This is a genomic window from Ensifer canadensis, assembly GCF_017488845.2.
Classification (GTDB): domain Bacteria; phylum Pseudomonadota; class Alphaproteobacteria; order Rhizobiales; family Rhizobiaceae; genus Ensifer; species Ensifer canadensis.
Window position 1 is genome coordinate 218593 of sequence record NZ_CP083374.1, and the last position, 14462, is coordinate 233054.

Here is a 14462-nt window from a genome sequence, read left to right on the forward strand (position 1 = left end):
AATCCCGTCCATCGCTTGCGCTACATAAAAATCAGGCAGGCCCAGGCGTTCGCGAGCTGAGCCCTATCTAGAGGATTGCCACTCAACTCAACGGAAAGCCCATTGCCGAAACCAGCCTGAGCCACGGCTTGCGCCATCCGCCCTTTTGGTCGGCCGTATCGAGCGCATACATCGTGACCTGGGCCCCGAGCCAGCGGAAGGGTTCCGGCGGCACGACGTTGGGCAGCTGCGTTGCGAAATCCAGCCTGCTCTCCGAAGTCTTCGAGCCGTCGAGAATGTCGAGCGCTATGCGTGCGCCGAACCTCGACGCGGAGACCCCAAAACCCGAGTAGCCGCCGGCATAAACCACCTTGCCTGCGTGGTATCTCTGGAAATGCACCGCCATGCGTGTGCTGAGATCGATCGGGCCGCTCCAGGCATGCGTGAAACGGTGGCCCTGCAACTGCGGAAACGTATCGAAGAACGCGGCCGCCAGCGGCTCATAGGTCTCGACGTCGCTATCCACGCTTGGCGACGTCGTGCCCGCGAAGGCATAGCCGAGCCTTCCCCCGAAGATGATCCGGTTGTCTTTCGTCAGGCGCATATAGTTCATCTGGGTCCGGGTATCGTAAACACCCTGCCGGTTCTTCCAGCCGACCGACGCCAGCTGTTGCTCAGACAACGGCTCGGTCGCGAGCACCCGATCTCTGACGGCGACAACACGGCGCTTGATGCCGGGATGGCCGGAAGCGAATGCGTTGGTGGCCAGCAGCACCTTTGGCGCGGTCACCGAGCCGAAGGGCGTCTTGACCTTGATCTTGGGCCCGACCTCATCGAGCGCCAGCAACTCCGTATTCTCAAAGATCTCAACGCCGAGAGAAAGGGCCGTTCGTTTCAAACCCCAGGCGAGCAAGGCCGGGTGCACCGTGCCGCTGATATCCTTTGACCAGATCCCCGCCTTGTAGCGCGGCGATCCGATCTGCGCCTGGACCGCGTCCTGATCTAGAAACACGGCCTGATGGCCATATTGAAGGTGCAGTTCATGCTCCCTGCGAAGAGCTTCGAGATGGTCTGCATCCACGGCAACGGTCAGTTCGCCGCCCCACTCGGCGTGGCAGTCGATACCATGGTCGAAAATGGTCTGCATGAACCCATGCATGTTTTTCTTGCCCAACCGCTCCAGCTCGGCGATGTCGTTGGGGAACACGCGCACCGCATTGGACAGGCCGTGCATCACCGACGTGGAGACGACGCCGCCCGGGCGACCGGAAGCGCCGTTTGCGACGGTGCTCTTTTCGATCAGCACCACATCGAGATCGGGTTGCGCCTGTTTGGCCTGGATTGCGCCCCAGAGGCCAGTGAAACCGCCACCGACGATCAGCAGATCAGCCTTTCGATGGGCCGTCAGCGGCGGCAGCGCCTCGGGAGCATCCGGCCGATCCAGCCAGAACGGCGACATCTTCACGTCGGCAAGCGACGCTACCGACGGTCGTTGCATTGGGTGTGCCATAGGTCACCCGTCAGTCTTTGCTGTATGCAAGACGTAGACTTTGCGCATCGTCTCCAGCACCTCGAACCGGACCTCAACCCCCTGCGGCAGCAGGTAGCTTTCGCCGGCTTGGAACGTCTCCACCGATCCGTCCGGGCTGGTGATCGAGACTTTTCCCGAGAGGATGACGCTGTACTCCACCCCGTCAGGGTAGGAGAGCATTTCGGCATAGGGCGTCGATTGCCATGTACCGACGACGATCGAGCCGTCGGCGCTCTCGAAGTGGACATCGCCCATCTCGTCGGCAAAACCCGATAGGATCGCTTCGACGGGCACGACGCTGCACTTTTCCAACTCGCGCAGGCCGACGCCATTGCGATCGATTTTCATTACCTTGGACATGTATGCTCCTGAATGCATGGTCAGTGGTTGGCGGGACGGGAGGCTGCCCGGCCCCGCCGGATGCGGTTTGGGGCTGCTATTTCGCCCGATAGACTTCCGTTCCGGCGACATAGGTCGCCTCGACATGCCGCTTGCGAATGGACCGGTCGACGGGGTCGGGAAGCTTGGCGTCGAGCACGACGAAGTCTGCCCATTTGCCGGTCGAAATCGAGCCGATCTCATTGGCCCACGGCGTCATGTTGGCGCCGGCCTGGGTGTAGGCGAACAGGGCCTCGTCAAAAGTGACCGCCTGCTCGGGGTGCCATGGACCATCGCCGAGCCCGAACGGGCTTTCGCGGAAAACGGCATCGTTGATCTGGGTCAGTGGGCTGAGCGGCGATGTCGCCCAGTCGGATCCGAACACGACGGGAACCTTGTGCTGCAGCATCGACTTCCAGACATAGGCATGGCTTTCGCGCTCATGGCCTACCCGCTCGGTGATGTATTTTCCGATCGTGCCGGTTGCGTGGTTCGGTTGCATCGACGCGACGATGCCGAGCTTCTTGAAACGCTCGATATCGGGCGGAGAGATGATTTCGATATGCTCGACGCGATTGGGGTATTTGCCGGGTGATTGTCCCTTTTCGAATGCGTTCAGCGTCATCTGCACGCCGGCATCGCCAATCGCGTGGACGGCGGTCGGGAAACCGTTGTCGTTGGCAGCCTTGATCAGTGCGCTGAGATCAGCCTCCGACTGGAAGGGCTCTCCCTTCCATCCCGTGCGATCCGAGTAGTTTTCAAGCAGGTAGGCCGTGTGGGTCGACAGCACCCCGTCGACGACCGACTTGGCGTAACCGACCGTCAGGAGTGGCCCCTTCACCATGGTCTCGCCGCTGGCAGCCACGCGGCTGTCGACGGTCTCACGATCCTTTGCCGCCGCCGGAATATTTGCAGCCTTGTCCTCGAAGAAACCGTACCAGACCCGCAATGACAGGTTCTTGTCCTCGACGAGTTTCAGATAGTCGTAGACAGCGGCGATGGACGACATGTCATGAACGCCGGTCAGGCCGACGCTGTTGGCAAACTTCACGGTCTGCAGCAGCGCTTCGGCGCGTTCCTTGTCGGAATAGGCCGGCTTCTTGTTGGTGATGAGGTCGCCAGCGCCTTCTAGCAGGATCCCGGTCGGATCTCCGGTCTTGGCGTCGACGACGATCTCGCCCCCGGCGGGCACCTCGGATTTCGCGGTGACGCCGCCGATTTCCAATGCCTTGGTGTTCACCCAGATCGAGTGGAAATCGATATCGCGCAGAACGACGGGGCGATCCTTGACCACGGCGTCGATGTCTTCCTTCGTCGGAAGCTCGCCCTCCTTCAGCGTATAGTCCCAACCGCCTCCGGTGATCCACACGCCTGGCGGCAGGCGTTCATCCGCCTCCTTGATCTTCTTCAGCCACGTTTCCTTGTCTGGGATGTAGGAGAGATCGACGCCAGTGACGTAGTCCGTGCCGCTTGTCAGATGCGTATGTCCATCGATGAAGCCGGGCGTGACAGTCTTACCGCCGAGATCGAGCACCGTGGTCTTGCCATCGGCGAGCGACCGGATCTCGGCGCTGGTGCCGACCGCCACGAACTTTCCGCCCTCGACGGCAAAGGCTTCCGCTCGAGGCGTATTCGGATCGACGGTCCGCACGTCGCCATTGACGGCGATAAGGTCGGCAGCTGCATTCGCAACCGTCGACGATGATCCGGCCGCAAGCGCGGCGAGCATGGTGCCAGCCAGAAGCTGGTGCAGCAGAACAGGTGATTTCTTGGTGCGCACGTCTTTCCCTCCCGAGGTCCGAACAGATGAAGCGGATGCATGGAGTAAGCGGCAATGCGGCCGGATGCGGAATACTCCAAAGGGCTAGGTTCGCCGATCGGCGGTTGGCGCGGGCGTTCCGACCATGTCCGCAACAGGCCATGGCCATGTCTTGCGGCCGTTTCGAAACTCACCTACGCTCGCGCGAGGGAGGACATTTTCATGAACGGGAGTATCGCGACGAGCGAGCCAGGCACGGTTACGCAGTCGCCTGCAATCAATGAACTGGCAATGTCACTGATCGGCAATATCGGTCGACTTGATTTCCAGGAGCGCTTGACTGAGGCACTGAAGCAGCACGTTTCCGTGGATGCGGGGCTGATCCTGCTCTATCGCGGCGACAGTGCGCCGAAGATACTCTTCAACGATTGGCAGACGCATCGCGGCCTGTCCGACATCCGGCATTACCTTCAGGGCCCCTACCGGCTCGATCCGTTCTATCAACTCGCTGTCGAGAACGAAGATGACGGGCTTTATCGCCTGAGCCAGATCGCGCCTTCGTTCGATCGAACCCAGTACTACCGCGAATACTACCAGCATTCCGGACTTCATGACGAGTTCAACTTCATCGTCAGCCTCGACGATGCCTCGAAGATCGCGATCTCTCTCGGCCGCAAGCGGTCGAGCATCGCGTTCAGCGCACAGGAAGTGCAACTGCTCGAGAGCCTCGCTCCGATCCTGCGCACGGCAGTCATCCGCCATTTCCGCGACCTCAGACCCGAGACGCTTGATGGCGAGGCTTCCGCGTTGCAGAAGGCGCTTGCCCAGGCGATAGGCAATTTCGGCCGCAGCGTCCTGACGGAGCGCGAATGCCAGGTCGCTCAGCTCGTTCTGCGCGGCTACTCCGTCAAAGGGGCTGCGGCGCGACTCGGCATCTCGCCGGCAACAGTGAAGCTCCACCGCCGAAATCTCTACTCGAAGCTGGATATCACGTCACAAACGGCGCTGTTTGCGTTGTTCATAGATGCAGTCTCTTCGGCCAGGAACGTCTACGAAGACCCGCTATCCGGCTACCTCGCCAAGCGCGGGCAGCTCACGGGCGAACTTGCCTGCAACTGACGGATGTCCGTTGCAGGCGACTGAGGCCTTATTAACGCTATGGGCTCCGCCACCGGACCGAACGCCTAAACGGCAAGACTGCTCTTTGCCGATGGCCTGGACACGATGCGTGACGCCACCAGGCCGAAGACGACGACACCAAGGATGATCGTCGAGATGGCGTTGACCTCAGGGGTCACGCCGAACTTGATCTGCGAATAGATCTTCATCGGCAAGGTCGAGGCTCCGGGCCCGGTCGTGAAACTCGATATCACGAGATCGTCGAGCGACAGCGTGAACGACAGCAGCCAGGCCGAGACGAAGGCCGGAACCATGTTCGGCACGGCCACCTTCACGAACGCCAGGAATGGCGGGCAGCCGAGATCTCTTGCGGCCTCCTCCAGCGACGGATCGAGTTCGGCCAGTCGGGATTGCATCACCACTGCCGCAAAGCACATGGTGAAGGTGGCATGGGCAAGCGTGATCGTTACAGGGCCGCGATCGATGCCCAACGTCACGAACATCAACAACATCGACACTCCCATTACCACCTCCGGCATCACCATCGGCGCCACCAGCATGCCGTTGAAGATATGATGGCCACGAAAGCGCCGAATTCTGACAGTCACGATCGCCGCAAGCGATCCGAGAACGGTCGCGAATGTTGCCGAGATCGCCGCCACGAGAAAGCTGATCTTGGCGCCCTCGACGATCGACTGATTGGTGATCGCGGCCGTGTACCACTGAGTGGAGAACCCGCCCCAGACGGTGACCAGCCGCGAGGCGTTGAAGCTGTAGGCAACCAGAACCACGATCGGCAGGTAGAGGAAGGTGAGCCCGGTGAAAATGGAAAGCCGGTTGAACCAGGATGGCTGGGGCATAGTCGCTCCTCACTTAGAGGTTCGAGACAAACGTGTCTGAAACAGGACGATGGGTATCACCAGGATGACGAGAAGCAGCACGGTGACGGCGGAGGCCACCGGCCAGTCCCGGTTGTTGAAGAACTCGATCCAGATCGTCCTGCCGATCATCTGTGTGTCCGCACCTCCAAGCAGGTCAGGCACGACGAATTCGCCGATGACCGGGATGAAGACCAGTGCACATCCTGCGGCAACACCCCTCAAACTGAGTGGAAAGGTGACGCGCCAGAATGCCGCCATGCGCGAGCAACCGAGATCGCGTGCCGCCTCGATCAAGGTACGGTCGCTGGCACTGAGATTGGCGTAGATCGGCAGCACCATGAACGGCAGGTAGGTGTAGACGATGCCGATATAGATCGCGGTCTCGGTGTTCATGATCCGCAGCGGCTCGGAGATGATGCCGAGGTTAAGGAGCAGCGAATTCAACAGCCCGTCGTTGCGCAGAATGCTCATCCAGGCATAGACGCGGATCAGCATCGAGCTCCAGAACGGCACGATCACGAGGAAGATGAGGAAGGAGCGCGACGCCGGCGCGCAACTGGCGATGCCGTAGGCTAGCGGATAGGCGATCGCCAGCATCAGTGCCGTCGAAATCGCCGCCACCTTCAGGCTCGTGAGATAGGCAAGGAGATAGGTGTTTTCACCCAGCACAAAAATGAAGTTCTCAAGATTGAGCCGAATGCTGAGCAGCGATCCCTGCCAGGCAAATAGCGGCTCATAGGGTGGCATGCCGAGGCGAACGGACGAGAGGCTGATCGCCAGCACGAGCAGAAACGGAATGAGAAAGAAGACGGCCAGCCAGCCGTAGGGCACGAGCACCAGTGCGCGCCGGCCGAGATCAGGTTTTGATTGCATCGTGTCGTTCCCCTAGTCGGCCAGCAGACGGGCGGCCTGCGGCATCCATGAGGCATAAACGGTGTCACCGACCGCCAGATCGTCCTCAGCGCCCAGATTGACGCGCAGCGCGTCCAGCGTTGCCCCGCTCTTCAGGCGCACCCGATAGTGGCGCCCTGCCCCGGCGTAGCTGAATTGCTCGATGACGCCCTCAAGACCGCTGGCCTGTTTGTTGAGCTCGACCCTCTCCGGCCGCACCGACACCCAGAAGCGGCCATTGGCGGAGATATGGTCACTGGCGGTGGCAAAGATCGAACCGCCTGCCTCAGCACTTTCGACCGTCAGCTCGTTGCCGGAACGTTTGGAAGTGCCGCCTTCGAACACATTCGCCTCACCCAGGAACTTTGCGACATAACGCGAAACCGGTGTTTCGTAGACTTCGGCCGGCGACCCGATCTGCAGTACCTTGCCCTGCCGCATGATCGCGATGCGCGACGACACGGTCATTGCCTCATGCTGGTCGTGGGTGACGATGATGAAGGTTAGCCCCAGCTCCCGCTGAAGCCTGACCAATTCGTGCTGGGTTTCGGTGCGCAGGTTCTTGTCAAGCGCACCGAGAGGTTCGTCCAGCAACAGCACCTTCGGCCGCTTGACCAGTGCCCGCGCCAACGCGACCCGTTGCCTTTGTCCTCCAGACAGCTGCTGCGGCTTGCGATCCAGCAGCGCCGTCAGTTGCAGCTTTTCGGCCACCTCGCCCACACGCTGCCGGATCTCAGCTCCTGCCAGCCGGTCCTGCTGCAGGCCGAAGGCGATATTCTTGCCCACTGACAGATGGGGAAACAGCGCGTAGGACTGGAACATCATGTTCGTTGGTCGGCGATGGGCCGAAACGTCCGTCACATCTTCCCCGTCGAGCCGGACGACCCCCGATGTCGGCGTTTCGAAACCGGCGATCATGCGCAGCAGGGTCGACTTGCCGCATCCGGATGGACCAAGAAGCGAGAAGAATTCCCCCTTCCCGATACCGATCGAGATATTGTCGACGGCGCTGAACAGACCGAAGGACTTGGAAAGATTCTCAATTGATACGTAAGATTGCAACACGGATGTCCTTCTGCTCCCGCTTTTCAGGCAAGACATTCAGTTGCCGGCCCTAAACGCAGTCCACACCCGGGTACGCTCGCGCGCCTGGCGTGGCGGCAGCGACTTGTCGACGAAGAGCTTGGCGCGAACTTCCGCGGGCGGATAGACGTTCGGGTCCGTGCGGATCACCTCGTCGACCAGCGGCGTGGCAGCAGCATTGGCGTTGGCGTAAAACACGTGATTGCTGATGTCGGCGACTGTCTTCGGCTCGAGAACGTAGTCGATGAAGGCCAGTGCCTGCTCCGGATCGGGCGCATCGCCGGGCACGGCCATGGTATCGAAGGAGATGATCGTGCCTTCCTTCGGGATTGAATAATTGACCGCGATGCCGTTGTTGGCTTCCTCGGCGCGCGCTGCAGCAATGCCCGCGTCACCGCTCCACATCATCGCCAGGCACAGCTGGCCGGATGCCATGTCCGCCACCAGTTGGCCGCTCTGCATGTGCCGGATGTAGGGGCGCAACGTCAGGAGCAGGTCCTTGGCCCTGTCAAGATCTTCCTGTTTTGTCGAATAAGGATCGAGCCCGAGATAGTTCAGAGCGATTGGAACCACCTCGTTCGGCGCATCGACGATGCCAATGCCGCAGTCCTGAAACTCTTTCGCCAGTTCCGGCTTGAAGAACATATCGAGGCTGTTTGTCGGGGCGTCGCCGACCCGCTCCTCAACGAGCTTCGGATTGTAGGCAATCCCTGTCGTCAGCCACATGTACGGGACGAGGTACTGATTGCCCGGGTCGTGTTCGGCAACGAGCTTCAGGAGATCCTTGTCCAGATTCTTATAGTTTTTGAGACTGGAAGCATCGATCGGCTTCAGTGCACCCGATTGGATGAGCCGCTCGCCGACAGTCGCGCTTGGAAAGGCAACATCGAAACCGCTTCCCCCTGCCAGCAAGCGTGTCTCCAGGACCTCCAGCGAATCGAAGAAATCGACACGCGCGTCCACGCCGCTACGCTTTGCGAAGTTAGAAACTGTGTCTTCGGCAAAATAGTCGGAGAAGTTATAGATAAACAGCTTCTCATCGGCCCTCGCTCCCCCCTGCCCATAGAGCAAGGCGATCGAAGCGATGGCAACCGAGTGCATCAGCGAACGGCACGAACCAGACATGTTCCCTCCCAAGGCAGAATGGCCTTCGTTTCGGGAAAAACTGCGGGGCCAGGCGCAATGGGTCAACACTCCCTTTGGCTAGGCTGGGCGGCTGTTCGATGCCGCTGCACATGATCTTCAGCTTTAAAAGCCCATGTTTCCAAGGGCTCAGCACGACTATGTCGCGCCGGATCCTGATGCTGTGTAGAGGAACGCAGGGAGTGATTTCAGCCGAAGCACAGATTGCCTGCGGCTCCGATTTGAGCGCGTTGCCGGCGACATTGCGCCAGCGGCGTCATTGGCCGAAGCCGCCAGAAAAGGTGACGGGCAAGGGCGCCTCGTCGAGCGAACAGAGACATACGCCTGCCAGCCCGTTTCGGTGTGAATCCTGCAGGACTTGGGCCGAGAGTTACTGTCGTCCCAATTGTTCGTCGGAGCCCGCTATGCCAGGTCTGTTGCCGTTACTGACGGAGATCAGCTTCATGACTTCCTCCAGCGCGGGCATCGACAACCCTGCTCCCTGCCGGGTCACCGCAACGGCGCCGAACGCATTTGCAAGCCGGCAGCATTCGGATCCAGGCAATCCCGACACGCGCCCGATTATATGTCCTGCCGCGAAGGCATCACCTGCCCCTGTCGTGTCGACCGTAGCGACGGAAAACCACGGCGCGCTTTCAGCCCCGGAGTTTTGGTAGAGAGACGAACCCGTGACATCATGCTTGAGCGCGATCCTTCGCACGCCCTGACGCAACAGGGACTTGATCGCCTCTTCAACAGGAATTTCGGAGCCTTCTCCCGCAAGCGGTGCAAGATCGGCCCTGCCGAGCATGATGGTATCGAGCTTCGGCAGCAGATTGCGCACATGCGGCGCGACCGACAACGCAACACCGGCCGGAATATCCAATGTCACCGGGATCCCGTGCCGCTGCGCAAGCTCGATCGCTCTATAAGCTGCGTCGGATTGCGGGTTTTGCAACAAGGCGTAGCCGGAGAGATGAAAGAGCGCTGCATCCTCGAACGGGGCGTCGACGATCGATGCCGGGGACAGGTGTGCGTTGGCCCCGCGATAGGCAAACATCGTTCGCTCACCGCTCTTGCCGACGGTCACGATGTTCGTTTGCGTGGGCTCCGACGGGTCCCGGCCGATCCACGCCGTCGAAACACCGATGTCCTCGAGCCACGACAGCGCCTGCTCTCCCAAGGCATCTTGCCCCACGCGCCCGATCAGCCGGCAGTCGTGGCCGGCGCGTGACAGCGCGATAGCGGTATTCGTGGCTGAGCCGCCCAGCATGTGCCGCTGGGCCGTTGCGATCGCCTCTCCTCCCTCGAGCGGATACTCGGGGATATCAAGCACGAGGTCGATATTGATATCGCCAAGGAGGACGATCGCTGCCATTGCGCAAACCCTAGAGATCGAGATGCATTTGTTCTATCGCCTGATCTACGTCGGCGATGATGTCGTCAACATGCTCGATACCGACCGAGAAGCGCACCAGGCCATCGACAACGCCCATCGCCTCCCGCTCCTGGCTGGGAATATCGAGAAAGGCCATGGTCGCCGGCATCTGCGTCGTGGTGCGCAGTCCGCCGAGGCTTGCCGCGAACGAACCGAGCTTCAGCCGCTTCAAGAGCCGTACGCCCGAAGCCTCGTCTTCGACGCAGAAGGAGAGCATGGCGCCACCGCCGCGCAACTGCTCGCTCGCCGAGGCATGGTTCGGATGCGAGGGCAGCCCCGGATAGAAGACACGTTTGACCTTGGGATGCGCTTCAAGATGTTTTGCAAGGGCAAGCGCATTGGCGCACTGCTTTTCCAGGCGCAACGCAAGCGTCTGTGCCCCGCGCAGCAACAGCCAGGCATTGAACGGCGACAGCGGCGCGCCAAGCTTGTTGAGCGTATTCCAGCGGACGTCCTCCAGCCAATCCGCAGGCAGGATGTCGGACTTCAGCGTGATCACCCCGCCGACCGCGTCGTTGTGGCCGCCGATGAATTTGGTGGCGCTTTCGACCACGACGTCGACGCCGAATTCGTGAGGCCGGCAAACGGCCGGAGACGCGAAGGTGTTGTCGCAAATGACCACGATGCCGCGCGAATGGGCGAGCTCCACCAGCGCTTTGAGCGGCGGCACCTTCATGGTTGGATTGGCGATCGCCTCGACATAGAGAACTTTGGTCTCATCGGTAAACGCGTTTTCGACCGCTCGGACATCGGTGCAATCGACAAGGCTCACTTTCAGCCCGAAATCGCCAGCGCGGTGATCGAAGAATTCGTGCGTGCTCGAATAGGTGGTGAGATCGGCAACGATGTGGTCGCCCGCTTTCAGGATGCCGAACAGCGCATGCGAGATCGCGGCCATTCCGGAAGCGGTCGCCAGGCATGCCGTGCCGCCTGTTAGCTGGGCGATATGTTCCTCGAACTTGTATTCGGTCGGGTTGCCGCAGCGCGAATAGATGTTCACTTCCTTGCGCGCACCGGCGACGATCTGGTCGTAGATGTCGCCGCCATACTGGAAATTCGCCGACATGTAGATCGGATAGCTGATCGACTGGGAATGCTCTTCGGGCGTGTAGAAGACTGCCCGGCTGGCAAAATCGAGCTCTTTAGGCGACATGAAACTTCTCCTGCATTGGACCCGGACTTGAGCCGGGTCATTAACGGCTATTCCTTGACGGCACCGCCGAGCAAAGCGGCGGTGATCTGGCGTTCGAAAAAGATGAAGAGAACCAGCGGCGCGATGGCGGCGATCAGGATGGCCGCCAGCATCACCGGATAATTGGTGATGTGCTCGCCGACGAAATCCGTGAGGCCCACGGGCAACGTCTTGCGCGCCGGATTGTTGATGAAGACGACCGGAAACAGGAAATCGTTCCAGACCCAGATCATGTTGACGATCGCCGCGGTGAACATCGCCGGGCGCGCGATCGGCAGCGCGACGCGGGCGAAGATGGACCACTCGGAAGCACCATCCATGCGCGCCGCATCGAAGAGTTCGCGCGGCAGCGTGTTGAAAAAGGCCTGCATGATGAAGATCGTGACCGGTACGTTGAAGGCGGCAGTCGGCAGCACGACACCCATATGCGTATCGAGCAGTCCGGCGCCACGAAGCATCACCACCAAGGGCACGAGCGCGACATAGGCGGGGATCGCCATGGCCGCCGTCAGGCTGAGTTCGACGGCAGGCATCCAGCGTGGCCGATAGACTGCCAGCGCGTAACCGGCGAGGGTTGACACCGCCACGGTGAGAACCGTCGCGCCGGCCATGATCAGCAGCGAGTTGACAGCGTAGCCGCCAAGCGCGCCGCCGCTCCAGGCGCCGACATAGGCGTCAAGCGAGAAGCTCGTGGGCAAAGACCAGACCGAGCGCATGAACTCCTTGTTGGTCTTGAAGGTGCTGTAGATCATCCAGATGAACGGGAAGACAACCAGAAGCACATGCAGCGTCAGGAGAACGAGGACCACCGTATTGGTGACTGTCCAGCGGCGAACGGCAGCCATGGCTCAAGTTCTCCCGCCGACGCCGGCTCTTTTCAGATACCGGAAGACGAGCCACGCGCCGACCGCCGTCAGCAGCATCTGCGTGAAGCCGATGGTTGCCGCATAGCCCATCTCGAAACTGCCGAAGCCCATCTTGTAGAGGTAGGTGGAGACCACCTCGCTTGCGTGGTTCGGGCCGCCATTGGTGAGCACAAAGACGAGCGAGAAGGTCTTGAGCGAACCGATGATCGCCAGCAGGGAATTGGCGCGAACCGCGTCGCCGACCATGGGGATGGTGATCGAGAAGAACTTGGTGAAATGGCCGGCCCCATCGATCTCGGCGGCCTCGTAGACGCTTTCGGGCACACTCCTGACCGCCGCCACGAATAGCAGGACATAAAGGCCGAGATAGGTGAAGCTCATCACCACCACTACGGCTGAGAAAGCCGTGCCGGATTCGCCGAGCCAACCGCGCTTCAGGCCATCCAGCCCAAGCGCACCGAATGCCGCGTTCACCAGACCGAAATAGGGATTGTACATGAAGCGCCAGAGCAGCCCGATGCAGATCTCGCTGACCATCACCGGCACGAGATAAAAGAACAGGAATATTCGGCTGAACGCAGGCACGATGCGCACCAGGCAATAGGCGATGCAGAGCGCAAGAAACACCTGAAAGACCATGGCCGAAAGCGCGACGAGAAGGTTGCGGCCAAGCGCCCGCCAGAAGATCGGGTCGCCGGCAAGACGGACGAAATTGCCCGCTCCCTGAAATACCGGCGCAGACGCTCCGTCCCAACTGAAGAGCGAGAGCCAACCGGCATAGACGACGGGATAGGCGACGAAGGCTGCAATGAGCAGGAATGCAGGCGACAGAAACAGGAGCGCCGCTCTGTTGTGGCTGTTGGCAAAGCCCTTGTTGGTACTCATCGTTCTTGGGCTCCATGGAGGGCTCGCGCGGCGAGCGGCTTGCCGCGCTGGCGCCAACTACTTGTCGGTCCGCAGCGCATCCTCGAGGCGCTTGGCCGCATCGGCCGGCGGCACCGAGCCGTCAAGCACACCCTGGAGCGACGTGTAGTAGATGTTGGTCGCAGCCGGCGGCATGGCGGTGTCATAGAAGGGATCGAGGTGGCCTGCCTTCGCCATCAGCTTGCCGCTGATATCGAACAGGACAGGTCCTGCGGCTGCCTCGGTCGTTGCGTCCTTCACCGTCACCATCGTCTTTCGAAGCTCGACATACTTCGTCATGACCTGGCTCGACGTCAGGAACTTGAGCAAGGTCACGGCATCGGCCTTGTTTTCCGCCTTCTGCGAAATGCCGAAGGTGGCGGCGACGCCGGCCAGGACGTCGGACTGGTCACCAGCCCCGTCCTTGACTGTCGGGAATGCGAAATAGCCGAGTTCGAAGCCTTCGGGCGCATCGGCGGACGCGCCGATCTGCCAGGTCCCGTTCAGCATCATGGCTGCCTGGCCGTTGAGGAAGAGCATGTTGGCTTCCTGGTCGCCCATGCCGTTGAAGCCGATCGGGAAATAGCCTTTGCTCGAAAGCGCGGCAACATGTTCCAGCGCCTTGGTCGCCTCGTCGCCGAGCGCGGCATTGGCATCCTTGTTGACGAAGGCGGAAACGACGCCGGATCCCTTGAGACGCATCTCGAGATACTGGAACCAGAACGTCGCCGGCCAGGCATCCTTGTTGCCAAGCGCAAACGGGACAATGCCCGCGCCCTTGATCGTCTCGGCCAATGCCAGAAGCTCATCGTAGCTCGACGGCACCGTCCAGCCGTTTTCCGCAAAAAGCGCCTTGTCGTACCAGAAGACGACGGAGTCGACATCGACGGGAACGGCGTAGGCGTGACCATCCTTGCTTGTCTGCGCGAGGGCGCTTTCGAGGAAACTGTCGCCCCAGCCGTCCTTGGCAAGGTCTGCGTCGAGCGCGTACATCTGCCCGCCATTGACGAAGGCATTCAGAAAGCCGCCGGGCAGCGTGTAGAATACGTCAGGCGGGTTGCCCGACGCCATGGCCGTGTTGAGCTTGGTCTTATAGGCCGACTGTTCGGCCGCAACGACATCCAGCTTGATGTCGGGATGCGCCTTGGCGAATTCGTCCAGGGCGAAATTGATGAAGTCGACCTTGTCCTGTTGGCCCGCATAGGCGTGCCAGAAGGACAGCTCACCGGCCGCGGCCGGAAGGGCGGTCAGCACCATGGCCGCACCAGCAATCAACAAACGCTTCAGTCCCATGACATCCTCCCAGAAGTCCAGCAGCGC

At 60.8% G+C, this 14462-nt stretch carries 13 protein-coding genes; 1 reads left to right on the forward strand and 12 read right to left on the reverse strand.

Features of this window, described 5'->3' with window-relative positions:
• Positions 1-82: 82 nt before the first annotated feature.
• From J3R84_RS34455 to J3R84_RS34465, 3 genes are all read right to left on the reverse strand, one after another.
• Complete coding sequence (locus J3R84_RS34455; protein ID WP_156408065.1) at positions 83-1477, reverse strand: NAD(P)/FAD-dependent oxidoreductase; 1395 nt, start codon at positions 1475-1477, stop codon at positions 83-85.
• Between the two features lie 15 nt (positions 1478-1492).
• Entirely contained in the window at positions 1493-1870 is a 378-nt protein-coding gene (locus J3R84_RS34460; RefSeq protein WP_158268916.1) for a cupin domain-containing protein, read from the reverse strand.
• A 76-nt stretch (positions 1871-1946) separates the two neighbouring features.
• Entirely contained in the window at positions 1947-3668 is a 1722-nt protein-coding gene (locus J3R84_RS34465) for an amidohydrolase (RefSeq protein ID WP_203527576.1), read from the reverse strand.
• A gap of 201 nt (positions 3669-3869) precedes the next feature.
• On the opposite strand from J3R84_RS34465, the gene J3R84_RS34470 reads away from it, so the two are divergent.
• Complete coding sequence (locus J3R84_RS34470; RefSeq protein ID WP_203527574.1) at positions 3870-4766, forward strand: response regulator transcription factor; 897 nt, start codon at positions 3870-3872, stop codon at positions 4764-4766.
• Positions 4767-4831: 65 nt separating this feature from the next.
• On the opposite strand, the gene J3R84_RS34475 is transcribed toward J3R84_RS34470, so the two are convergent.
• From J3R84_RS34475 to J3R84_RS34515, 9 genes are all read right to left on the reverse strand, one after another.
• On the reverse strand, positions 4832-5626 hold the full coding sequence (locus tag J3R84_RS34475; protein WP_057217113.1) for an ABC transporter permease: 795 nt from the start codon (positions 5624-5626) through the stop codon (positions 4832-4834).
• Between the two features lie 9 nt (positions 5627-5635).
• The gene (locus J3R84_RS34480) at positions 5636-6520 is read right to left on the reverse strand and encodes an ABC transporter permease subunit (RefSeq protein WP_057217111.1); all 885 of its coding nucleotides are present in this window, start codon (positions 6518-6520) and stop codon (positions 5636-5638) included.
• A gap of 12 nt (positions 6521-6532) precedes the next feature.
• A complete protein-coding gene (locus J3R84_RS34485; protein ID WP_203527572.1) occupies positions 6533-7603 on the reverse strand; it encodes an ABC transporter ATP-binding protein in 1071 nt (356 codons plus the stop codon).
• Between the two features lie 36 nt (positions 7604-7639).
• Positions 7640-8746, reverse strand: coding sequence for a polyamine ABC transporter substrate-binding protein (locus J3R84_RS34490; RefSeq protein ID WP_203527570.1), 1107 nt, complete (start codon positions 8744-8746; stop codon positions 7640-7642).
• Between the two features lie 388 nt (positions 8747-9134).
• Positions 9135-10121 carry a carbohydrate kinase family protein gene (locus tag J3R84_RS34495; protein ID WP_057217106.1) on the reverse strand — a complete coding sequence of 329 codons (987 nt, stop codon included), beginning with the start codon at positions 10119-10121 and terminating at the stop codon, positions 9135-9137.
• Positions 10122-10131: 10 nt separating this feature from the next.
• Positions 10132-11334: a trans-sulfuration enzyme family protein gene (locus J3R84_RS34500; RefSeq protein ID WP_025430136.1), complete on the reverse strand. Its 1203-nt coding sequence runs from the start codon at positions 11332-11334 to the stop codon at positions 10132-10134.
• Between the two features lie 47 nt (positions 11335-11381).
• Complete coding sequence (locus tag J3R84_RS34505; protein ID WP_025430137.1) at positions 11382-12218, reverse strand: carbohydrate ABC transporter permease; 837 nt, start codon at positions 12216-12218, stop codon at positions 11382-11384.
• Between the two features lie 3 nt (positions 12219-12221).
• The gene (locus J3R84_RS34510; protein WP_025430138.1) at positions 12222-13124 is read right to left on the reverse strand and encodes a carbohydrate ABC transporter permease; all 903 of its coding nucleotides are present in this window, start codon (positions 13122-13124) and stop codon (positions 12222-12224) included.
• 57 nt (positions 13125-13181) lie between these two features.
• Positions 13182-14435, reverse strand: coding sequence for an ABC transporter substrate-binding protein (locus J3R84_RS34515; RefSeq protein ID WP_203527569.1), 1254 nt, complete (start codon positions 14433-14435; stop codon positions 13182-13184).
• Positions 14436-14462: the final 27 nt, after the last annotated feature.

Coding starts and splice junctions, on each gene's coding strand:
- J3R84_RS34480 (WP_057217111.1), bottom strand. CDS start 6,520: ATGCAATCAAAACCTGATCTCGGCCGGCGCGCACTGGTGCTCGTGCCC.
- J3R84_RS34510 (WP_025430138.1), bottom strand. CDS start 13,124: ATGAGTACCAACAAGGGCTTTGCCAACAGCCACAACAGAGCGGCGCTC.
- J3R84_RS34475 (WP_057217113.1), bottom strand. CDS start 5,626: ATGCCCCAGCCATCCTGGTTCAACCGGCTTTCCATTTTCACCGGGCTC.
- J3R84_RS34495 (WP_057217106.1), bottom strand. CDS start 10,121: ATGGCAGCGATCGTCCTCCTTGGCGATATCAATATCGACCTCGTGCTT.
- J3R84_RS34470 (WP_203527574.1), top strand. CDS start 3,870: ATGAACGGGAGTATCGCGACGAGCGAGCCAGGCACGGTTACGCAGTCG.
- J3R84_RS34460 (WP_158268916.1), bottom strand. CDS start 1,870: ATGTCCAAGGTAATGAAAATCGATCGCAATGGCGTCGGCCTGCGCGAG.
- J3R84_RS34505 (WP_025430137.1), bottom strand. CDS start 12,218: ATGGCTGCCGTTCGCCGCTGGACAGTCACCAATACGGTGGTCCTCGTT.
- J3R84_RS34515 (WP_203527569.1), bottom strand. CDS start 14,435: ATGGGACTGAAGCGTTTGTTGATTGCTGGTGCGGCCATGGTGCTGACC.
- J3R84_RS34490 (WP_203527570.1), bottom strand. CDS start 8,746: ATGTCTGGTTCGTGCCGTTCGCTGATGCACTCGGTTGCCATCGCTTCG.
- J3R84_RS34500 (WP_025430136.1), bottom strand. CDS start 11,334: ATGTCGCCTAAAGAGCTCGATTTTGCCAGCCGGGCAGTCTTCTACACG.
- J3R84_RS34455 (WP_156408065.1), bottom strand. CDS start 1,477: ATGCAACGACCGTCGGTAGCGTCGCTTGCCGACGTGAAGATGTCGCCG.